Origin of the sequence: Helicobacter mastomyrinus (assembly GCF_039555295.1) — a bacterium.
Lineage (GTDB): Bacteria > Campylobacterota > Campylobacteria > Campylobacterales > Helicobacteraceae > Helicobacter_C > Helicobacter_C mastomyrinus.
Genome location: NZ_CP145316.1, coordinates 1,956,042 through 1,978,705, shown reverse-complemented (window position 1 = coordinate 1,978,705; position 22,664 = coordinate 1,956,042). Strand labels below are relative to the sequence as shown.

At 36.8% G+C, this 22,664-nt stretch carries 25 protein-coding genes; 23 read left to right on the top strand and 2 right to left on the bottom strand.

The genetic code is table 11. The features are described 5' to 3' along the window. Window positions 1-137 precede the first annotated feature (137 nt). The 6 genes from rho to V3I05_RS10010 are packed head-to-tail and all read left to right on the top strand — an operon-like array spanning window position 138 to window position 3,980. On the top strand, window positions 138-1,430 hold the full coding sequence (rho, locus tag V3I05_RS10035) for a transcription termination factor Rho (protein ID WP_300446892.1): 1,293 nt from the start codon (window positions 138-140) through the stop codon (window positions 1,428-1,430). A 7-nt stretch (window positions 1,431-1,437) separates the two neighbouring features. Continuing rightward, the gene (gene murI / locus V3I05_RS10030; RefSeq protein WP_295700377.1) at window positions 1,438-2,181 is read left to right on the top strand and encodes a glutamate racemase; all 744 of its coding nucleotides are present in this window, start codon (window positions 1,438-1,440) and stop codon (window positions 2,179-2,181) included. 56 nt (window positions 2,182-2,237) lie between these two features. After that, window positions 2,238-2,840 (top strand): radical SAM protein, encoded by a 603-nt coding sequence (locus tag V3I05_RS10025; RefSeq protein WP_343353520.1) that lies wholly within the window; start codon window positions 2,238-2,240, stop codon window positions 2,838-2,840. Next, on the top strand, window positions 2,833-3,096 hold the full coding sequence (locus tag V3I05_RS10020) for an SPASM domain-containing protein (protein WP_343354261.1): 264 nt from the start codon (window positions 2,833-2,835) through the stop codon (window positions 3,094-3,096). Before V3I05_RS10025 ends, V3I05_RS10020 begins: the two co-directional genes overlap by 8 nt. Before the next feature lie 2 nt (window positions 3,097-3,098). Then, window positions 3,099-3,746 carry an SGNH/GDSL hydrolase family protein gene (locus V3I05_RS10015; protein WP_343353518.1) on the top strand — a complete coding sequence of 216 codons (648 nt, stop codon included), beginning with the start codon at window positions 3,099-3,101 and terminating at the stop codon, window positions 3,744-3,746. 45 nt (window positions 3,747-3,791) lie between these two features. Beyond that, complete coding sequence (locus tag V3I05_RS10010) at window positions 3,792-3,980, top strand: hypothetical protein (RefSeq protein ID WP_295702084.1); 189 nt, start codon at window positions 3,792-3,794, stop codon at window positions 3,978-3,980. A 131-nt stretch (window positions 3,981-4,111) separates the two neighbouring features. Here V3I05_RS10010 and V3I05_RS10005 read toward each other — a convergent pair whose 3' ends face one another. After that, window positions 4,112-4,987, bottom strand: a complete 876-nt coding sequence (locus tag V3I05_RS10005) for a radical SAM/SPASM domain-containing protein (protein WP_295702082.1) — start codon at window positions 4,985-4,987, stop codon at window positions 4,112-4,114. Window positions 4,988-4,996: 9 nt separating this feature from the next. Then, window positions 4,997-6,223 carry a patatin-like phospholipase family protein gene (locus V3I05_RS10000; RefSeq protein WP_295702063.1) on the bottom strand — a complete coding sequence of 409 codons (1,227 nt, stop codon included), beginning with the start codon at window positions 6,221-6,223 and terminating at the stop codon, window positions 4,997-4,999. A gap of 143 nt (window positions 6,224-6,366) precedes the next feature. Here V3I05_RS10000 and ccoG point away from each other — a divergent pair, with 143 nt between their 5' ends. From ccoG to V3I05_RS09915, 17 genes are all read left to right on the top strand, one after another. Further along, complete coding sequence (gene ccoG / locus V3I05_RS09995; RefSeq protein ID WP_300451043.1) at window positions 6,367-7,764, top strand: cytochrome c oxidase accessory protein CcoG; 1,398 nt, start codon at window positions 6,367-6,369, stop codon at window positions 7,762-7,764. Window positions 7,765-7,912: 148 nt separating this feature from the next. Beyond that, a complete protein-coding gene (locus V3I05_RS09990) occupies window positions 7,913-8,722 on the top strand; it encodes an oxidoreductase (protein ID WP_425531737.1) in 810 nt (269 codons plus the stop codon). Beyond that, window positions 8,722-9,669, top strand: a complete 948-nt coding sequence (locus V3I05_RS09985; RefSeq protein ID WP_300446884.1) for a hypothetical protein — start codon at window positions 8,722-8,724, stop codon at window positions 9,667-9,669. The genes V3I05_RS09990 and V3I05_RS09985 overlap by 1 nt, the downstream gene beginning before the upstream one ends. Further along, window positions 9,659-10,606: a hypothetical protein gene (locus tag V3I05_RS09980; protein ID WP_300733252.1), complete on the top strand. Its 948-nt coding sequence runs from the start codon at window positions 9,659-9,661 to the stop codon at window positions 10,604-10,606. The genes V3I05_RS09985 and V3I05_RS09980 overlap by 11 nt, the downstream gene beginning before the upstream one ends. Beyond that, the gene (locus V3I05_RS09975) at window positions 10,603-11,319 is read left to right on the top strand and encodes an FkbM family methyltransferase (RefSeq protein WP_343353515.1); all 717 of its coding nucleotides are present in this window, start codon (window positions 10,603-10,605) and stop codon (window positions 11,317-11,319) included. The genes V3I05_RS09980 and V3I05_RS09975 overlap by 4 nt, the downstream gene beginning before the upstream one ends. Beyond that, window positions 11,316-12,818 (top strand): hypothetical protein, encoded by a 1,503-nt coding sequence (locus V3I05_RS09970; protein WP_343353513.1) that lies wholly within the window; start codon window positions 11,316-11,318, stop codon window positions 12,816-12,818. The genes V3I05_RS09975 and V3I05_RS09970 overlap by 4 nt, the downstream gene beginning before the upstream one ends. Further along, window positions 12,811-14,199, top strand: a complete 1,389-nt coding sequence (locus V3I05_RS09965; RefSeq protein ID WP_343353511.1) for a hypothetical protein — start codon at window positions 12,811-12,813, stop codon at window positions 14,197-14,199. Before V3I05_RS09970 ends, V3I05_RS09965 begins: the two co-directional genes overlap by 8 nt. Next, on the top strand, window positions 14,196-15,188 hold the full coding sequence (locus V3I05_RS09960) for a hypothetical protein (RefSeq protein WP_343353509.1): 993 nt from the start codon (window positions 14,196-14,198) through the stop codon (window positions 15,186-15,188). The genes V3I05_RS09965 and V3I05_RS09960 overlap by 4 nt, the downstream gene beginning before the upstream one ends. Window positions 15,189-15,312: 124 nt before the next feature. After that, a complete protein-coding gene (rfbF, locus tag V3I05_RS09955; protein ID WP_300451059.1) occupies window positions 15,313-16,092 on the top strand; it encodes a glucose-1-phosphate cytidylyltransferase in 780 nt (259 codons plus the stop codon). Beyond that, window positions 16,092-16,256 carry a hypothetical protein gene (locus V3I05_RS09950; RefSeq protein ID WP_295702046.1) on the top strand — a complete coding sequence of 55 codons (165 nt, stop codon included), beginning with the start codon at window positions 16,092-16,094 and terminating at the stop codon, window positions 16,254-16,256. The genes rfbF and V3I05_RS09950 overlap by 1 nt, the downstream gene beginning before the upstream one ends. Window positions 16,257-16,287: 31 nt before the next feature. After that, the gene (locus V3I05_RS09945) at window positions 16,288-17,109 is read left to right on the top strand and encodes a radical SAM/SPASM domain-containing protein (RefSeq protein WP_343353508.1); all 822 of its coding nucleotides are present in this window, start codon (window positions 16,288-16,290) and stop codon (window positions 17,107-17,109) included. After that, entirely contained in the window at window positions 17,102-17,527 is a 426-nt protein-coding gene (locus V3I05_RS09940) for a hypothetical protein (RefSeq protein WP_343353507.1), read from the top strand. Before V3I05_RS09945 ends, V3I05_RS09940 begins: the two co-directional genes overlap by 8 nt. Next, the gene (locus V3I05_RS09935) at window positions 17,490-18,086 is read left to right on the top strand and encodes a hypothetical protein (protein WP_300446865.1); all 597 of its coding nucleotides are present in this window, start codon (window positions 17,490-17,492) and stop codon (window positions 18,084-18,086) included. Before V3I05_RS09940 ends, V3I05_RS09935 begins: the two co-directional genes overlap by 38 nt. 272 nt (window positions 18,087-18,358) lie before the next feature. Continuing rightward, window positions 18,359-20,455: a methyl-accepting chemotaxis protein gene (locus tag V3I05_RS09930; RefSeq protein WP_343353506.1), complete on the top strand. Its 2,097-nt coding sequence runs from the start codon at window positions 18,359-18,361 to the stop codon at window positions 20,453-20,455. A 396-nt stretch (window positions 20,456-20,851) separates the two neighbouring features. Then, on the top strand, window positions 20,852-21,154 hold the full coding sequence (locus V3I05_RS09925; RefSeq protein WP_343353504.1) for a hypothetical protein: 303 nt from the start codon (window positions 20,852-20,854) through the stop codon (window positions 21,152-21,154). A 20-nt stretch (window positions 21,155-21,174) separates the two neighbouring features. Continuing rightward, window positions 21,175-21,888, top strand: a complete 714-nt coding sequence (locus V3I05_RS09920) for a hypothetical protein (RefSeq protein WP_343353503.1) — start codon at window positions 21,175-21,177, stop codon at window positions 21,886-21,888. A gap of 392 nt (window positions 21,889-22,280) precedes the next feature. Then, a complete protein-coding gene (locus tag V3I05_RS09915; protein ID WP_343353502.1) occupies window positions 22,281-22,562 on the top strand; it encodes a hypothetical protein in 282 nt (93 codons plus the stop codon). Window positions 22,563-22,664: the final 102 nt, after the last annotated feature.

Below are 22,664 nucleotides of genomic sequence, written 5' to 3'. Positions count from 1 at the left end.
ATATTGACACACAAGGAACTTTTCTATAAAATCGACTTTCACTTTTTCACAAAAGACTTCTTAGAGAAGATAAGATCTTATAGCACAGATTTTATCTTCTTAACTTTCTTAAATCTTCATTTGAACTAAGGAATTTTATGGCAGATAATAAACGAACTCACACGCCTGTGGAAGGTTACCAGCTTGAAGAATTACGCACCAAAAGCATTAAACAGCTTATCAGTATTGCCGAAGAGGTAGGAGTAGAGAATCCTAGCGATTATCGTAGACAGGATTTGATTTTTGAGATTCTCAAAGCCCAAGTCAACCAAGGCGGCTATATACTCTTTTCAGGTATTTTAGAAATCACCAATGAGGGCTATGGATTCTTACGGGCATTGACCGAAAGTCTCGCAGATAGTCAAAATGACACCTATGTATCGCAATCCCAAATCCGCCGTTTCGCCCTACGTAATGGCGATATTGTAACCGGGCAAGTGCGCCCCCCTAAAGACCAAGAGCGATATTATGCACTTTTAAAGATTGAAGCGATTAATTATATGTCGCTTGAAGAGATTAAGAATCGTCCGCTTTTTGATAATCTCACGCCTCTTTTCCCACACGAACAGCTCAAACTCGAATATGAGCAAAGCAAAGTTACAGGCAGAATGCTAGATTTATTTAGCCCTATTGGCAAGGGGCAGCGTGCTCTTATTGTCGCTCCTCCGCGCACGGGTAAAACAGAATTAATGAAGGAATTAGCCCACGGCATCACCAAAAATCACCCTGAAGTAGAGCTAATGGTGCTTTTAGTCGATGAGCGCCCAGAGGAAGTTACAGATATGGAGCGAAGCGTGCGAGGACAAGTCTTTAGCTCTACTTTTGATATGCCAGCGACAAACCATATCCGCGTGGCAGATTTGGTTATTGAAAGTGCCAAACGTAAGGTAGAAATGGGTAAAGATGTGGTGATACTGCTAGATTCTATCACGCGTCTAGCTCGTGCCTATAATGCCGCTACGCCATCAAGTGGCAAGGTGCTAAGTGGAGGGGTTGATGCAAATGCTCTGCATAAGCCCAAACGCTTTTTTGGTGCAGCACGTAATATCGAGCAAGGCGGCAGCCTTACTATCATTGCTACCGCCCTCATTGAAACAGGCTCAAGAATGGACGAAGTGATTTTTGAAGAATTTAAAGGCACGGGCAATAGCGAAATCGTCCTTGCACGTTCCATCGCTGACCGCAGAATCTACCCTGCCTTTGATGTATTAAAAAGCGGCACACGCAAAGATGATTTACTCCTTGGCAAAGATAATCTTACAAAAATATGGATGCTACGTAATGTAATGCACACGATGGATGATGTCGAGGCACTTACATTTATTTACTCAAAAATGAAACAAACGCAGGATAATGCAGAGTTTTTAAATATGATGAACTCTCAAGAATAGGATTTTAATGCGCGCGGGTGTCTTTGATAGCGGTGTTGGCGGCTTAAGTGTGTTAAAAAGCCTCATTAATGCTAAACTTTTTGATGAGATTATCTACTATGGCGATACCGCGCGTGTGCCTTATGGTGTCAAAGATAAGCAAACAATTGTGCGCTTTTCCCTTGAAGCCCTTGATTTCTTTGCTCCACATCATATCGATATTCTTATTGTGGCGTGCAATACTGTGAGTGCTTACGCTTTAGCCGAAATGCAGGCAAAGAGCAAAATTCCTATTGTTGGGGTGATTGAGCCCGGTGTCCTTGCCGTACAAAATAAGCTTTCAAATACAGATTCTCAAATCCTTATCATCGCCACACGTGCGACAATCAATTCCGGTGAATACGAAATGCGATTACGCAAAATTGGCTTTTGGAATCTCAAAAGTCTTGCCACAGGGCTTTTTGTGCCTATCGTGGAAGAGGGACTGCTAGAGGGGGCAATAGTAGAGGATATTTTTGAATACTATTTTAGCTCCCTTAGTAATCCTCCTAAGGCTATTATTCTAGGCTGCACGCACTTCCCGCTTATCGCCCCCGCGCTTGATAAATATTTTAAACACCAAAGTATTCTAATCCATTCAGGCGAGGCGATTGTAGAATATTTAGAATCCCGCTTGCACCTCACTTCAGGCGATTCACTTAAATCTTTGCAATTTTATGCAAGTGATAATCCCGCAATGCTTACAAAAATAGCCCAAAAATGGTTGAGCTAATCTTAAAACTTTAAGGAGAAAAAATATGGATAAAATAAAACGAAAAATTAATTTTGATGTTTGCACTTTCTGCAATCATAAGTGTAATTTTTGCTCAAACACAGACAAACGCACCAAAAAAAAATAAAACAAGCTATGAGGACTTTGTAAAATCTATGGATAATGTCTTAAAATATGTGCAAACAGATGAATTAGGTTTGAGTGCTAAAGGTGAAGTATTGTTAAACAAAGACCTAGAGGCTATTATTTGGCATTGCAAAAATGTCTATAAAATTCCTTATGTGTATATAAGCTCTAATGGAGCACTTATGGATAAGACAAGGGCAGAGTCTCTGCTGCAAAATGGCTTAGATTCTATAAAATTTTCTATTAATGCTTTAGATTCTACAAATTACAATGCCGTGCATGGTAAAGATGACTTCCAAAAAGTAATTGAAAACTTTGCTGCCCTCCTAGAGTTAAAACAAAAGCATTATCCGCACGTTAAGCTGCTCATAAGCTCTGTTTTAACGCCACACAATGTAGAAAATCCACAAGAATCTTTTAAAGATATTTTTGGTTCTAAAGCGTATTTAATCAATGCGATTTTGCCATACAAACGTGTAATTACGCATAAAGAGCATATAACGGGGGGGGGGGCTAGAACAAGAGCTGCCTAAAAACACACCTCTCAAATCTCCAATCACACACTCTAAACCCTTATGTCATAGCCCATTTGATGAAATTTGGATTAATGCTGATTGCTCACTTATTTTATGTTGCAAAGATTATTTTGATAGTATCAATTTTGGTTCATTGCTTACAACCGATTTTTTAGAAATTTATCAAGGCATTGAGGTTGAAAAAATTAGAAATATGCACAAAAATGGCATTTTTCCACCATATCATCTTTGTAAGCAATGTTTGGGAATATAATTATGAAACATCATATAAAAACCCTAACAATTATTACTGATTCTTTATCTTTAAGCAGGGATTGCACTCCTATAGAATCCACTTGGGTGGATAGATTTATGCAAACAATGGGGGGGGGGGCTAAAATATACTTCTTTCCCCAAAGGGGCAGACATACTAAAGACATCATACTTCAAAAACAAGACCTTTTGACATATCAAAAAGCAGATATTGTTATTATACAAGTTGGCGTAGTTGATGCGTGCAGACGAATCATTAAGCGGGGTTGGGAAAGAATACTATTGACACTCCCTATCACAAGATACTTGTATAAAATTATCTCTAAGAGATTAATGTTTCATCTCACATCTTTATATGAATTTCATTATGTTAGCCCCACTTGCTTTAAAGAAAATATCTATCATATTGCTCCACCCGGCAAGAAACTGATTGAAAAAGTATATAACATACAGGAGGATATAAACCATTACAATGCAATCTTAGAAGAATGCAGTCTTGAAAAACATTTTACCATAGCACAAGCATTTAAAGATTGCGATAAAAATCATATTACCATCGCTGATGGACATCATCTTAGCAGGTATGGGCATTCATTAGTATTAAATTGTCTAGTAAAAATCTTAAAAAGTAGGGCTTTTGAGAGAATCTAAAATCATCGCTAGTGAGCACGGAAGCAGCTCAAACAATGTATCCTTTTGCCAAAAAATACAATTATCTTTGAAATATTTCCACAATACTTTTGTTATAGGAATCCACAGCTTATTACCATATCACGAAGCTACTATTACTCTATGGCAGGAGAAAGCAATGGCACGAGTATGCACCCGCAACTTGAGCATATATACCTCTGCCCTAGCAAACTTCTAAAGCCCTATCTATATTGACAAAGCTCCCTTAAAGCAAAGCAATGTCCATTTGCAAATCCATAGGATACCCTTATGTGATACATCTTGCTTTGCCTAGAAGCGGTGGATTATCCATTTGCATCTAGCGTCTATCTCAAGCTATAAAGCTTTTATAAAATCATCTTATATCCGCATTTCTCACATAGTTCGCAAGGGGCTATGCCATCTTTTAGATTCTGTGCGAACTGCAAAAAACGCACAGAATCTAAAATGCCCTCCATACTTTGTGTTCTTACATTGCCAAAACTCGCCCTCCCGTTATAATCAATACAACAAGGCACAAGCTCACCATTGCTTAAGATTCCAAACTGCTTGTGCGCCCCATAACACAAAGGCTTTGAATCTTTGCTCTCGCTCTTATATGTGCGCTGCTCTAGCATACTTTGCTCCCATTCAAATGAAGGCATAGGATTCAAAAATATTTTAGGAGCAAGTTTGATGCGTCCTTGCCTTAAATCACACGAAGGCAACCCAAAATACGCCCTTATGGTCTCAAGCATTACCTTAAATTTCTCACTTTCCTGCATAATATCATTTTGGTGAAAGCGGAGATTGATAAAAATAGGTGCATTGCGCTGTATATGCGCCCCGCAAAAGTCCAAAATACGATGTAAATGCGCCATTTTTAGCACATTAGCATTTGCCAAAAACGCGCTAAGAGAGAAAGAAACCTGCACAAAGGGATTTTGAAGCAAGAGCTCAAAATCCCGCTCTTTTAAGAATAACCCCGTACTTACCAAATCTACCTTAAGCCCATAATGTGCTAAGATTCTCACATAAGCCGCAAAATCCCCAACACCTAGCGGGTCGCCCAAAATATGCAAACACACGCGTTTTGCCTTGCCCTGAATCTGCTCACATATAGATGTAAAAAGCCCTAAGTCCATCTCACCCCGCTTTGTCTGTCTCAAACCACTCGGGCAGAATCCACATGAAAGGGCGCAATAATCGCTTATTTCAATATAAATTTTTTCAAATACTTTCATTCTAGTCCATTATTGCATATATGCTAAAAATAGCCCAAAAAATGCGCCAAGCAGCGCTTTATCGCTCTCTTGTGCCATTTGTACCTCAACATCAAATGCCTCAAAATCCTGCTTTGCTAGCACCTCGCATACCGCCTCAAGCTCATAAATCTTAGTCCTCTCAAAGTCTCCAAAATACGCCATTGCAGATTCTATAAGATGTAAAGCCATACGATAGGAGCTATTGTGATGGATATTACTCAAATCCTCCCCACACACCCTTTCAATATGCGATATATACGGAGAATCCTCACTTAAGAGATAAAAGATTCTATTTGATAAAGCGGGGGTGAAAATCTCAAATGCCTTATGGAGACTAAAAGGTAATGTCCTTGTGCCTTGCAGCTCACTTTGTAGCACAAAGGCAAAAGCACGATTAAATCCAAAGGCACATTTTTGCATAAAATTCTTGCAGATTCTAAAGCTATATGCTCTACCCCACAGCTTCCCAAAGCTTTTTAACGTATCTAAATAACCAATCTCTACATTTTCACTCATACTCACCTTATCAAAATCAAGCATACCTCCAAGAGAAGCGATAGGCTGGATAGTCCGCACAAGCGGGTGATGGCTATAAATATGCGGATTAGGATTAAGCGCTATGGCTATCACTTCCTCAGCCCCAAGCTCAAAGGCAAAATTTACAGGTAGCTTGTCATAATATCCGCCATCGATATAATCCTCCCCCTCAATCTCACACACGGGAAACGCCGGAAAGCACGAAGCAGAGGCGAGAATCCACAAGGCGAGATTCTGCAAATTTAGCTCTGCTTTGGGCTTTTGTATAGGTGCAAAAGATGGAATCTTCACGCTTACTAAGCCATAATTAATAGGAGAGGTGAAAAATGAATCATTAAGCGAAGATTCTATAATCTGCTTAAGCGGCGTAATATCCATACCTTTATTATTTGCATAGCTTTTAATAAAAGGTAGGAGCTTATCAAGATTGGCTTTATAGTAGTTTAAATCCGTGCGGAGGTTAAGCCCATTAAGCGCGACTTTATCAATATCAATCTCGCGCCACAAAGCTAATGCTTTGTCATAATCGCCCTGCACCATCATCGCACCATTAAACGCTCCTATACTCGTGCCTGTGATGATGTGATATGCTATGCCTAGCTCTCTTAAAGCCCTCCACGCACCGATTTGATACGCACCCTTTGACCCACCGCCACCAAGCACAATAGCCCGTTTCATTATCCTGCTCCTTTTTGTGTTTTTCAAAAATAGAGATTCATAAAATTTTACAGAATCAATGTATTTTATTTAATTTAAGTCAAAAAATGTTATATTCCCATTTTTCACTCAACAATACAATAAGAACAACTAAGGAGAGAGTGATGACCACCACATCTCAAGCACCATTGCTAAAAATATCGCATTATCGCTACAAACGCTATATCGTTTATGCCATAGCCACTTTTGTTTTTCTTCTTTTCCCCTTTATACAGATTAATGGCAATCAGCTCTTTTTACTCTCTTTTGACCACAAGCAGCTGCATTTGCTCGGTGTCGTATTTGATATGCAAGAATTTTATCTTATGCCATTTTTGCTGATTTTAATGTTTGTAGGAATCTTTTTTATGACAACCCTTGCTGGGCGGATATGGTGTGGCTGGGCGTGTCCACAGACGATATTCCGCGTTTTGTATAGGGATTTACTACAAACAAAAATCTTTGGTTTGCGTAAAAAAATTAGCAATAAGCAAGAAAAGATGGATTTAAGCACCTTTAGTGCGAAAATTAAAGCCCTGTGCGCGTTTCTCATCATTTCTGTGCTTTGCCTTGTAGCCTCTGCTAGTTTAATGTTTTTCTTCACGCCTCCTAGTGATTTTTTTGCCTATATGAGCGACCCACTCAATCATCGAATCTTGCTTGGATTCTGGCTTGGATTTGGGCTATTTTTTATCCTTGATATTACCTTTATACAAGAAAATTTTTGCATTTATATGTGTCCGTATTGCCGCATACAAAGCGTGCTTTATGATAATGATACACTTATGGCGCTCTATAACTATAAGCGTGGTGGGGCTGTATATGATGCAAAGGGTATAAAATATAGCCTAGCTCCCAAAAAGCAAGATATAAATAATGAATGCACAAACTGCTCTGCTTGTGTGCGTGTCTGCCCTACGCATATTGATATTAGAAAGGGTATGCAGCTTGAGTGTATCAACTGCCTTGAATGTGTCGATGCGTGTGCAAGTGTGATGGGCAAACTCGGCAAACCTTCGCTTGTAGTGTGGAAGTCTTCTGCTTCGCTTGATAATAATGGCAAGGTGCAGTTTGTCCGCTTTAGGACGATTGGCTATGTGGTTGTGCTAGCACTTGTCTTTGTGCTACTGCTCTTTATGGGAACAACCAAAGAATCTATGCTGCTTGATATTAGCCGCACTGCTGAGCTATACGAAGTAAGAGCAAATCATATCGTGGAAAATCACTACATAATGATATTTAATAATACCGATTCCAAAGACCACGAAATGTATTTTGAAATCTATAATACAAAAGGTGGCAATATCGCCCAATCTCTGCAGATTCTCCAACCTAAAGCACCTTTTAAAGTCAAAGCCGGAGATAAGGTGAAAAAAATCGTAACCCTCCGTACGAGAGAGAGCTTGCAAGCAGGGCATTATGATATCATCATTCACGCTTTTGCAGTAGATGAAAAAGAGAGAGTATTTGTAGAGCGAAAGACAAACTTTGTCTATCCACCAAGCGATAAGATTAGGGATTAGCTTAAAACTATGAAAAACAAAATCTATGCGATATAAGTCTTTCAAGAACGCCTATTGCAGCAAGCCTGTCAATGGGTCTTAAGCTATATCTTAGTGTATTTTGCTTATAATGAGCGGCTTTAAACATTACAAAATGGAGCAAATCAATATGATTCTACAAGATAAAGTCGTTGTTGTAACTGGCGGAGCTGGTCTCATTGGCAAGGGCTTTATCGAATCTATTGTGCAGCATGGCGGCATTGGCGTGATTGCAGATATTAACCTAGAAGCTGCCAAAGCAGCAAAACAAGCTATTTGCGAAAAGCTTACAAACTCATCTTCTCAACAACTTGCAAGTGATATATCTACTCGTATTGATTGTGTTATGCTTGATATTATTTCTAAAACAAGTTTAGAGCAAGCCATAGAAACAATTCACACACATTATGGTAAAATAGATGCACTCGTCAATAATGCGTATCCTCGCACAGCAATGTGGGGTAAAAAAAATTTTTTTGAGGTAGAATATGAAGATTTTTGCGCAAATATCAATCTTCAAATGGGCGGCTACTTTCTTAGCTCACAGCAATTTGCAAAGTATTTTAAAAAACAAGGATTTGGCAATATCATCTCAATGAGTAGCATACAGGGCGTATATGCTCCAAAATTTGACACATACATTGGCACACAAATGGATAGTCCTATTGAATATAGTATGATTAAGGCTGGTATATGCCATATGACGCGCTATATGGCAAAGTATCTTGCCAATACGGGCATTAGAGCTAATGCTATCGCGCCCGGGGGTATTTTAGACAATCAGCCTCAAAGTTTTTTGGCTCGATATAGAAAGCATTGCACAAGTAAGGGTATGCTCGATCCCCAAGACTTAAGTGGCACACTTATTTTTTTGCTTAGTGATGCAAGCTTATATATCAATGGACAAGTGATTGTTGTCGATGATGGATGGGGACTATAATGCAGCGAAAATATCACCTAAAGTCAAAAGTCAATAAAACCGCGCAATTTTTGTGGTATTTACAAAACTTTATTCGACACGGCACATTTAGCCCCTCTATCAAGCAAATTGTGCCCATCAAAGATAGAATTTTTGTTATAGGTAATGGTCCTAGCCTCAATACTGACATCACATCACATATTAAAGATCTATGTCTTGAAGACATAATGATGGTCAATCAAGCGCTTACCCATACTCTTGCCTTTGAGCTAAAACCCAAATATTATATGCTTATGGATCCTGCATACTGGGGCTTTTACACCGATAAAGAGGATATAGATGGGGGATTAACTCAATGTGTAAAATGCCTCAATGAAGCTTTTTCTCGAGTAGATTGGGAAATGAATGTTTTTGCGCCATATCACTACTACCATAAGCGCACTGCCAAATCCCTTGTATTAAACAACCCTAAGCTTCACATATATACTTTTAATGCCGTTGAACTTTATACATTTAGCATATTACAACGATGGCTTTATAGACATAATTTTGCTATTCCAAGCGGTATTAATGTCCTACTTGCTGGGCTATGCTGTGCTGTAACAATGGGCTATAAAGAAATTTATTTGCTTGGGGCAGATAGCACTTGGCATAAACAGCTTGAAGTCGATGAAAACAATAGAATATATTCGCTTGAGACACATTACTATCACAATCAAAAAGAAAAAATCTATACTCCATATCCGCTTTCATTTCATATGCAGTGTATAGCTGAAGCTTTTAAAGCCTATGATACATTAGGGGTGGCATTCCCCTATATCTATAATCTCTCATCGGTTTCAATGATTGATGCCTTTAAACGAAAAAATATAGATTCTATTTTAGGCAGCGGGGGGGGGGATACTAAACATCTTGTAATCCTACTTTATTCCCTTTTCCTCATCAAAAGGGGTGCTTATGTCTCTTAAGCACCTTTGTTTAAACACCCTTTACACAGCCTATCACTTATATGCCTTTATAAGAAATGCTGCCTATACTTCTAGCGTATCCTCACTTTCAAAATCTACCAGCAATCATATTTTTATTCTTGCTAATGGTCCAAGTCTCAAAAAAGATATACAAAGATATGCTTCCTTGCTTAACGAACATAACACACTAATGATGAATCACTCAATCACAAAGCCTATACATCACGCCATTCAACCAAAATATCACATCTTGATGGATTCTGTATATTTCATAGGAGATACCTACAATGTAGCATCACAGGCTTATTATCAAAAAGTAGAGCAAGAGGTAAAGGAAATATTGAGTGTCTTAGAGTATATATCTTATCCGTTCGCTTTGCTTGTGCCTAATGTTTGGGAACATTTAATAGATATTAAAAATCATCATATTAATATCCAAACCTTTGGCATTGCAAAATTTAAAGGCTTTGACTTCATCGCTCATTTTCTCTTTCAAAAGGCTCTTGCCCTGCCCTCATATTGCAATGTGTTAATTCCCTCTATTATCTGCTGTATTGCTATGGGATGCAAATATATCTATCTTTTAGACTGCGATCATAATTGGTTCAAAAACTACTTTGTAGATACTAACAATACGCTTTTTAATGACTATAAGTGCTTTTACAATGAAGATGAAACACTTTGTGCCCTAGAAAAGATACATCTGCATAATATTTTACATACAGATGCTGAAATCTTGCAGTCTTATCATATTTTGCAACGTCTTTTTGCATCGACTACGATTTATAATCTCTCCTCTCATTCTGCCATTGACGCTTTCCCAAGAAGCACACTAGCTGATATTTTAGCTGGGGGAGGGGATAGAGTAAAACTTCTTGCTTTTTTAATCTTACTGCATTCCTTCATATTGTATAGATTGCATAGGAGGAAACAATGATAAAATCCATCATTAAAGCAATCCTCCCGCGCAAATTACGCTCACTGCTTATCACATATAAGAATCTTTATATCACACGTTTTCATATCAAATCCTACGCAATTCAAGGGGAAGACCTCATTTTGCGCGAAATGCTTCAATACGCGCAAAATGGATTTTATGTCGATGTTGGGGCTCACCACCCATTTAGATTCTCAAATACTTATCTTTTTTACAAGCAGGGCTGGAGCGGTATCAATATTGACGCAATGCCTAACTCTATGAATTTATTTAATCGATTCCGTCCTAGGGATATTAACATTGAGTGCGGTATATCTAATGGGGGGGGGGGCATAATGACATATTACAGCTTTAATGAACCCGCCCTCAATGGCTTTTCCCCTGTTTTGGAGACAAAATATAATCACCATCCGCTTTATCATCTCATTGACAAGATTCCTATTCTTATGCGAACTTTAAAATCTATCCTTGATGAACATCTCCCAGCACACACACAAATTGACTTTATGACTATTGATGTTGAAGGCTTAGATTTAGAAGTGCTGCAGTCTAATAACTGGGAAAAATATCGCCCCAAAATTATACTCGTAGAATCTTGGGATAGCACATTAGATAATCTTTTTTCTAACCCAATCTATCTTTTTCTTTCTTCAAGAAATTATGAACTCCTAGCTAAAACTATCAACACACTCATATTTAAGGAAGCGATATGAAAAATATTATTCTTGTTGATAGAGACCTTACGTTCATTGATACATTTTTAGAGCTTCAATATCGCATTGTAGTCTTAATCGTAGATTCAGATTCTATGGCAGCAGATTGTAAATCAAAATACAAAAATCACCCGCAAATCACGCATATTATGTCTATGCAGGAATTAGAATATGTAGATGGGACGCCTTATCTTGACTATAATCTCTTACATAACTTTATAAGAGCGCAGTATAAAATTGAATTTGTCGCGCATAGATGGCTCAATGATGGTATGCTCTCAAGCAATAAGTTTATTAATGCGCTATGCTTTTGGAATCATATCTTTGATACTTTTCATATCGATTTAGTTTTGATTGGTTGTATTGAACACGGGGCAACTTATGATATTCCTGCTTATATTGCTAAACATAGAGATATTCCTGCATTTTTTATACCCCCTACCCTCGTTTATGGCATCTCTATTTTACATTTTAATACAAATACATACATTCCTTTTGTAAGTGGGAATCTTAATGAAGAGCAGATACAAGAAAGTCTTTTTTATCACTTCAATCCCGATGATATTGTCTTACCCACAGCAAATAAAACCCTATGGGGCAAGCAAAAAACATTTATAAGACAAATGCTCCTCAAAATAGGTGGGCAAGTTTTAGTAGATTTTATAATATGTCTTGTAAAACGAGATTTTACTATCAAGCAACACCCAGGGTATTTTCCCGTATCATTTTGGCATAGACTTTTATGCCTTATATACACTAAAAAGCTAAAAAAATACTATAAGAAAATTTCACAAAGTCCAAATTACAATGAGCCTTTTATTTTCTATGCAATGCACTTTGAACCAGAAGGTGGGACTTCTGTATGTGTGCCTTTGCAAAATCAGCTTACTATTATTCAAATGCTTCATAATGCCTTGCCTAGTGGCTGGAAACTCTATATTAAAGAACATCCCCATCAATTTATGCTTAACAATCCTGAAATGGTATATTTTCTCTATAATCTCAAATGGTGGAAATCTCTCGCTTTTTATGAGGAAATACATAAACTTCAGCATACAAAACTTATTGATTTTGATACCCCATCAAAAGAGCTTATTCAATATGCTAAAGCCTTAGCTACCATCAATGGGACAATCCATATTGAATCAACCTTTCATAACAAGCCGTGCATTGTATTTGGTGGCAAAAACCTTATTCTACATAAGGCAAAAAATATCATTTGTGTAGAAAATTTTACCCATTTAAAGGGACAATTAGAGCTTTTAGAAGCTAAGCCCTCTCATTTTAGCAATGAGACAATACCCCCCCCCTGCATTTATTCAAAATTTACGCCACACATTACCAATCCAAAACAAGAGCAAAAGATATTATCCGCTCAATACAAGCGTATCTCTTATGGTAAAAGCATACTCCATCTACCGCATTTACAGCACTGCTTTGTCTTTGCTTGTCCTCCTGTATATACGAAATGTAATAATAGGGGTGAAATCTATGCATAACCCTATTATTTTATTAGACAGAGATGGGAAGCTACTCTCTCATATTTTAAATCATACAGATTTTCATATTGCCGTCTTAGTCTGTGAATTGCATCAAAAAACTTTATTACTTGTAGAAGCATATAGACATAGAATCATTCATTGCCTTGACTATCAAAATCTCCTCCAAATACAGCACACCACATATATAGACTATGAACTCATCAAACAGATGAAGCATATTCAAATTGATGTAGAAACTATGCTACATCGTGTTATGTTAAACAACCCACTTGCAAAAGATATTTACTATCAATATCTTTCATTTTTTGCTGAAGTTTTTGCAAAGTATCCTATATCATTTGTCCTTAATGCAGAAATGATACTTGCTACACCACACCACTTGATTCCATTTGGTTTAGCTCATTTGCACAATATTCCAAGCTACACACTTGAGGGCATTATGGACGATATGTCCCTTGTATATTATAATAAGAAAACTTGTATTCCTTTTGATACCCATAATAAGCCAACATCCTCTATTAAGCAACGATGTTTTTATCGCTATGAAACACACTCAAATAAACCTCCCCACAGATTAAAAGATAAAATTAAATCCTTGCTTTACAATCTTGGTGGTTCTATATTAATAGAATTTATAGTTTGCCTTAAACATATGAGCTTTAAATGTAGCTTTATGGGGATAGAATACAACTTTTTTTCCAAACTTTATTCGTTCATCAAGCATAAAAGAATGCATAATTTTTACAAAAAATATGCTCGTAAGCCCAATCTTGATGAAAAATTTATTTACTTTAATCTCCATCTTGAACCCGAAGCAGCCATTATAGGCAGAGCCACCCTCGAAGCTCAACTTACTCTTATCAAAATGACCGCTCAAGCCCTGCCAAAAGGTTGGAAACTCTATGTAAAAGAACATCCCCATCAATTACAATTTAACAATGACTTAACAAATTATTTTCTCCATAATATTGCATTTTTTAAAAATATTACATTCTACAAGCACATTATGAATGTCCCGAACACAACGCTCATCTCACTTGAAATAAGCTCAAAACAACTTATTCAAAAAGCTCAAGCCATCGCTACTTTTAATGGAACCGTTACTTTAGAATCTATCCAATTTAATAAGCCTGTTATTTTATTTAATGCTACTACAACCGCCTATAAGTTCTTAAGTCACACGCTCCATATCTTCTCATATAAAGATTTGCAAAATGCTATTTCTCGCATACAAGATGGATTTCCCTATAAACTTGATGAGCAAAAAGAATTTTCTCGTATTGAGCCATATCTCTCAAATATACAAAATACAAATTTTTATAACAATCTCCTTACAACAATTATGAAGCATACTCAAGCATTAAAAGAGAAGTTATGATGTTACAATCTTATGCTCCCATTATCCTTTTTACTTACAATCGCCCTAAACACACCCAACAAGTGCTTGAAGCTCTAATCGCCAATTCTCTTGCCTCAAAAAGTGATCTTTATATCTATCAAGATGGGGCAAAACCTCAAGCCACCTATAATGATAAAAATGCCATACAAGAAGTAAAAACATTCATTAAAGAGATTATTGTAAAAAACGCACAAACTCCTCTATTTGGCTCTATCACTTTTATTGAGCGGGAAAGTAATCTAGGACTAGCAGATTCAATCATTGATGGCGTTACTTATGTGATGAGTAAATATGGCAAAGCAATCATTTTAGAAGATGATATTGTAGTATCACCGGTCTTTTTAAACTATATGAATGCGGCATTATCAAAATATGAAAATGAGCCAAAAGTATGGGGGATCTCCGCTTGGAGCTACCCGATAGATACTACTCATTTGGGAGATTGTTATTTTTGGCGTCTCTTTCACTGCTGGGGCTGGGCTAGCTGGGAAAATAGATGGCAGCACTATAAACGCGATATTACTTGGGCATTGGAAAATTTCTCGCAAGAAGATATCAACTACATCAACCTTGATGGTATTGCGCCTTACTTTAATCAAGTCATTGATAATGCAAAGGGCAAAATCAAAACTTGGGCTATTTTTAACTGCCTCATTGCATACAAACACAATGCGCTTGTTCTCTGCCCTAGCACATCATACATTCAGCAGATTGGCTTTGATGGAAGCGGTGTGCATTGTGGTCAAGAGGGAGAAATCTTTAACCCCGCTCATATCAATACAAAATTTCCCATCACCTACCCAAATGAAATTATAGAATCTGCTACAGCCCTAGAGCGTATCAAAGCTTTTGAGCTTTCGCTTAAGAAGCCTATCCATATACGTGCCTATGGCAAACTTATAAGAATCTCACAAAGCCTCGGGCAAAAAGTGAATCAATTTATTAACGGGGGGGGGGGCAGAACATAATATTATAATCTCTTATCCTGCATTAACTCACACTTATCCATTCTCTTATAATCACACCGCCTCTACTTTATCTTTATACATACTACAACCACCCCCTACCTTACCCAAACAAAAAGGAGCATAAATGAAAGCATTAATCTTAGCTGGTAGCTTAGGCACACGTCTTGCAGAAGAAACTTCAATAAAACCAAAGCCTATGGTAGAAATAGGAGGATTCCCAATCCTCTGGCATATTATGGAGCTATACAGCCACTATGGGTTTAACGACTTTATTATTTTACTAGGCTACAAAGGATATGTTATCAAAGAGTATTTTGCTAATTTTTTCCTGCATAATAGTGATATAAGCATTAATCTTAAGGATAATTCTATTGAGATTCTTAATTCTCAATCGCAAAATTGGAAAGTAACGCTCCTTGATACCGGTAAAGACACGATGACTGGCGGTAGAATCTTACAAGCCAAACCTTATATCAATAATCAAACGTTTATGCTTACTTATGGCGATGGACTATGTGATATTAATCTCCAATCCCTTCTTAAGTTTCACAAATCGCATCAAAAAGCAATTACCCTCACTGCCATACAACCAGAAGGAAGATATGGGGCAATCACTTTTGGAGAAAATAATAGAGTAGAACATTTTTTAGAAAAACCAAAGGGAGATTCCCAAAATGACAAAGGTTGGGTTAATGGAGGATTCTTTGTATGTGAGCCCGACATATTTACATATATTAAAGACTTGCAAACTATTTTTGAACAAGAACCACTTATTAGACTAGCCCAAAATAAAGAGCTTGTTGCTTTTAAGCATTATGGATTCTGGCAGTGTATGGATACATTAAGAGACAAACAAATGCTTGAAGACCTATGGCTCAACAATCCCAAATGGAAGGTATGGTAATGAAACTCAAACGCAATAAAACGGAACTTACAGGTATACTGGGTATAGAAAAAATTAATCTTTTAGAGAATCTTAAAGATGTAACCCGATGGAGAGAGTATCGTCATATTTATCAACAAGCCTCAACATTAGAGATTATCACTCCCTACACAAATCGACTTTGAACTTAATGCTACTTGCAATCTTAAATGTCCTATGTATCCGCTATCTGTGGAAAATAATAATGAAAAAAAGCATTTGCTTTTCCCATTTGAACTATTCTGTCATATCATAGATGATGGTATAAAGAAAAATGCACTTAAAGCTATCAAACTTAATTATTTAAACGAACCACTTTTACGCAAAGACCTTGAAAAATTTATTCTCTATGCTAAGAACGCAGGTGTGCTTGATATTTATTTCTCAAGTAATGGCTTACTTCTTACAAAAGATAGGGCAAAATCTCTCATTGAAGCAGGACTTGATAGGATACAAATATCCATTGACGCCTATTCTAAAGATGTGTATGACAAAATACGCCCCGGAAGCAACTATCATCAGGTTGTAAATAATGTATTGGGGCTTATTGAGCTTAAAAAAGAGCTTAAAAGCCTCACACCGCTTATTCGAGTAAATTTTGTCCGCACAGAAATTAATGAACATCAGCTTGATGATTTTATCGCATTTTGGCAGGATAAAGTTGAGATGATAGGATCGCAAGAGATGGTTAAACCACCCGAAAGATCAAAAGAACTGAGTTCAAAAACAACTCAAGCAAAACCAAATTTTCAATGTTCATTTCCCTACAAGCAGCTTGTAATCACTGCTGAAGGAAACGTTTTGCCTTGCTGCACCTTCTATGGTGAGCAAATGGTGCTTGGCAATATCTTACAAGCCTACAATAGCCAAAAAAATATTTCCTTACAAACATTTTGGCAAAGCAAAAGTATGCAGACATTAAGAAAACTCCATAAAAATCACTCTTATGCCACAAACCCTATTTGTAAAAAGTGTATAGAGGGAGCCATTAATGGATAGTTATCGCATTCAAAACCCTATATTGCTTATAGTATATAAACGCATAGACACACTCCAAGAGATAATAAAGCAACTTGCAAAGCTAAAGCCGAGTTCAATATATATCGCCGCTAACTCCCACAAAAACAAAGAAGAAGAAGAACAACAAGTAAAAGAAGTAAGAAACTTTTTAGAATCCACCATACAATGGCAATGCAATATACATAGGTTTTATAGAGAATCGCATTTGAGTGCAAAACTCTCCATAAGCTCTGGAATATCTTGGTTTTTCTCCCACGAAAAACAAGGCATTATATTAGAAGATAATTGTCTGCCTACGCTTAGCTTTTTTAGATTCTGTGATGAATTACTAGAAATATCGGGCAAACGAAGAGGTTTTTATGATAAGTGGCTGGAGTGCGCTAGACTTCGCCCCTAATCTCTCGACACAAACCCTCTGCCCTAAAGCCTCTCTCAAAGAAGATTATTACTTCTCAAAATATAATCATATATGGGGCTGGGCGTCGTGGGCAAGGGCTTGGAGCAAATACCAACTCGAATTTGGCAAAGAGGATATCAAAACACTTGATAATTTTTGCTCCAAACGTGAAAAAACTATATGGCATAGAATCTTTAAAACATACGCACAAGACAAAATAGACACTTGGGACTATCCGTGGACATATAGCATTTGGAAACAAAAAGGCTTGTGTATATATCCAAAAAACAATATGATAAGCAACATTGGATTTAACAGAACTGATGCCACCCACACCACAGGGGATTCTAAATTTGCCACTATGCCTAGCTATGAGCTACATTTTCCCTTAACACACCCTCGTACAATAGAGCAAAACAAAACACTTGATACAATAAATTTTCACATCATATTTAGCACTATGCCACTTTACAAAAGAATTATCCGCAAATTCAAATACCTATATAAGCACTATTTCAAGCTACGCATATCAAACAATAAAACCATAGTGAAAACATAAACCTTTACCCAACTGCTGTCATTTTTACTTTATTTGCAAATAACAAAATCCTATGCTTACTCTGTTTTAGAACGAGCAAAAATCATCATATCTCCATCACCAAAACCTAACAAAATCTTCTTAGCATACACAACAAGGGTATAACAATGTATATTTTTGTAATACTCCCGCACGATAAATAAGTTTATAAGAACTATTTTATTTTTTAATATATTTAAATACAGCACACTTTAGGTATTATTTCCTTAAAAATATAATTTTTGGAGATTTTAATGCTATCTCGTTTAAAATTTGGTATCAAGCTTAACCTTATTATAGGAATTGTTGTGTTTCTATGTATTGGCGCTATGGCATCTATCACACTTATACAATCCCGAAAAACGCTCGATAAAGAAGCCCATAAGCTCCTCACGAATGTAGCTCAACGTCACGCAAACAATATCGCACCTATTTTTAATGAAACCTTTGCCATTTTAGAAAACACACAAGGTATCGTTAATAATTTTCTCAAAACTGGTGTATCACTCGATGATAATTTTATCGATGAGGTAATGACATCTTTGCTTGATAGTGCTAATTGGGCTAAACATGCTTATGTGCTTATTTTTAAATCCTCTATGCCACAAGGCAAGCAAGAAAATTATGTCATCAAAGATGAAAAAAGTGGTTATTTGGTGCTTTACCGCAATAACGAACTTTATCAAGTAGGTGGTGTGCAACGTATCAAATCCGATAGCCAAGTGCTTAGCTTCCCCGCTGTTGATCACGCGATCAAAGAAAAACGCTCTATCATTGGTATCCCTATAAAAATCACACTTGAAAATGAAGAGTTTCATTCTGTTAATGCTATAGTTCCGCTTTTTAATGGTGATACATTAATCGGTGTTATTGGTATGTCTATTGACCTTGATTCTATTATTGATAAGATTGTTACAAACAAAGAGAACAGCGTATATGAAAATGATTTTATCAGTATCCTCTCGCAAGGGGGTGTGATCGCTGTAACAGATGATATGTCCTTATTTGGCAAAAAGTTTTCGGAAACAAATTCTGACAAATCCATTAATCAAGCTATTAATGCGCACGATACACACGCTCACGATGTTATAGAATATCATAATCGATATGGACAAAAAGCTATCGTAGGTATTAGCACATTTGAAATATGGCGTAACACAGGGGCTTTTTGGACTGTGCTTGTATCAGCACCCAAAGATTCTGTATATGCACCTTTATATGAGATTACCTTTACTATAATAGTTTCTGTATGTATTACTTTTATAACAATTCTGCTTGTCATTTGGCTTTTTGTGAAACGCACATTAATAGTGCGCCTCAAAGAGATTTCCCACACCCTCTTTGAATTCTTCAAATTCTTAAATCACGAGAGACAAACAGCGCCAGAACCTTTACGCATTATTGCAAAAGATGAATTAGGAGAAATGGGTTCAGCCATTAATGAAAACATAGAAAAAACAAGAATAGGCTTAGCACAAGATGCTAAAGCCGTAGAGCAATCTGTGGCTACAGCTAAAACCATCGAAGAAGGAAACCTAAAAGCAAGAATCACAGAAACTCCTCATAACCCACAGCTTAATGAACTCAAAAATGTGCTTAATCATATGCTTGATGATTTACAAAGAAAAATAGGCAGTGATACCAATGAAATAGCAAGGGTCTTTGACACCTACACCAAGTTAGATTTCACCACAGAAGTAAAAGATGCAAAAGGACGAGTAGAAGTTGTTACAAATACTCTAGGAGAAGAAATTAGAAAAATGCTTACCACTTCTGCAAACTTTGCTCATACATTAAGTAAAGAAGCACAAAGTCTCCAAGAAGCAGTGAATAATCTCACAAATCTCACTAACTCTCAAGCAAGTAGCTTAGAGCAAACTGCTCAAGCTGTAGAAGAGATTACTTCATCTATGCAAAATGTAAGTGGTAAAACAGGAGAAGTCATTCAACAAAGTGAAGATATTAAAAATGTTATAGGTATTATTAGAGATATAGCAGACCAAACAAACTTACTTGCTCTTAATGCAGCAATAGAAGCAGCAAGAGCAGGAGAACACGGCAGAGGATTTGCAGTGGTAGCTGATGAAGTAAGAAAGCTAGCAGAGAGAACTCAAAAATCTCTAGGAGAGATAGAAGCGAATACAAATCTTTTAGTGCAAAGTATTAATGATATGGGAGAATCTATTAGAGAGCAAACTACAGGTGTTACTCAAATCAATGAAGCTATCTCTCATTTAGAATCTGTAACACAAGAGAATGTAGAAATAGCGAATGCAAGTGCTCAAATCAGTGAGAGAGTAGATAGTGTAGCTAGAGATATACTTGATGATGTGAATAAGAAGAAGTTTTAGGGGGGATAAACTTTTATTGATTTAACTCCTTTTAGTTATTTATTTAACTCTCTTTATTGAGTTAACTATTTAACTAACTAACTTAATATTTAACTAACTAACTCTTTACTTGCTTAGCCATTTATCTATATTAATTAGCACTATCTAGTAGCTATTTTATTTATTTATCTTATTTATTCTATCTATCCGCTTCCTGCCATTATTTTTGCACCTGCAACATTTCATAATACAAAACAAGAACCGAGATAAAAAATCTTTCAGTTTTATGTAAGATAAATCTTATATAATAGTAATTGTTCCTACTTGATAAGGTTTGGTAACTTCAATAATCTTAGGTTTGGTTGCTTAAACACTTAAAGGAGGGGAACAAAAATTTTACTTTTGAAAGGAGTCTTAATGAAAAAGACATTAGCTGTTTTTGTTGTTTGCTCTGTTTTGGGAGCAAATTTTTGTTTAGGAGCTGGAGTAAGTGGAGTTAAGGGTAATACATTGCCTCAAAATGTAAGTGAAGTATCTAAACTTTCGTCAGCTGATATAGAAGCACTCTTTGCTTCGAATAATGTCAATGCTGTGATTCTCTCACAAGAGGAGATGGAAGCCACAGAGGGAGAGGCGGATCCGGCTACTCTTATTATTGCTACTGGTGCTGCCATAGGAGTCTATGAGGGCATCAAACATATATTTAAAAAATGGTTCTAATTTCTACATAGGAGGCGTTAATGAAAAGATTGTTTAGATACATCTGTTTTGCTTTTCTCTTAAGTAGCACTAGCTATGCCCAGGGTAGAGATGATTATCGCATTAGCATAGGTGGAGTATATGGACTTTATCAAGCAAATGGTGAAAAAGACGCTACGGATATAGGTGCTTCACTCGCGTTTAATTATAGAAGCATTTATAATAGAGTGTTTTATTCAACTGCCGTTGAATGGAGTGGAGGAAGTTTTACAAGAAAAGATGAAAAAGCAAGTGCTTTTTGGCTTGGAAACTACCATATTAAGCTTGGGTTTAATCCATTCTCACAGGCAAATCCGCTTTTTGTAAATGTAGGATATTCTTGGGATTATGAATTTACAGGTTATGTAGCAGATCCAAAGAAGCCATTAGAAACAGGTCTCCATATGGTGGGCTTAGATTTGCAAGGCTTTATTAAAGCAAATGAAAAACTTACCTATGAATATAATGTGGGTTATCACTATGTATTTCACGGCTATCATTATTTAGAGGAAACCCGCTCGGGCATTAATGATTATAGCTATGCCATTAAAGGCTATGTGGGATATACCTACCAGCTTTCGCCTAAGGTAGCATATTTCCTTAACCTTAAGGCAAAATACTATGACTTAGCTACTTCTAAGTTTAACACACCTGATTTTAATCGTCCCAAAACGAAGCATTTAATCGGTATGGTAGAGCTAGGGCTTCAGTTTTAGTTTATCTTAGTATGGCTTAAAAGAGAGGAGCTCTCCTCTCTTTTTGGTGTGAATTTTAATCTCTTTTGAAGGGTATTTTTATGAAAAAGATATGTATTTGTTTTGCGCTCTGCTCTATTTTGGGGCAATTTTTTGTCTAGGAGCAGATATGAATCAAACAAAACATAATGCCCTATCTCATAATGAAAATAGAGCAACTTCACCCTTACAAGCAGATATGGAAGCACTCTTTTTCAAGTAATGTCAATGCTGTGATTCTCTCCCAAACAGAGACAAAGGCGACAGAGGGAGAGTTTTTGACAAGTTTGCTTTTCGCTCTCTGCAAAAAATGCCTTACAAGCACACGCCCACCATACTACCCAACAAAATACTAACCATCAGCGGAGGGGGATATGACAAAAAAAGTGATAAATACAATCATTTTATGCCTGTGTTTGCCTTTTATACTCTATGACAAACCTGTGAGTGTCGATGAAATCTTCACACCAAAGAGACAATTTAAGCTTATTGGCTCATTTTCATACATAAATCTCTTACGCAAGGACACCTCCATGCAGTCTGTCCCCGTCCAAATGTCCGATAGCACATTTATCAATATCCCCTTTGTAGGCTATCAGCATACTAAATCAAGACTACCTTACCCTTTCATTCAATGCCCGTTATGGAATCCATAGCAGGGTAGAACTCTTTAGCACTATTTATGGCTTCTGGCAGCAGAGCCACATACAAAGTGCTAATGGCACATTCTCCACACAAAGCAATGGGGATTTTAGCAC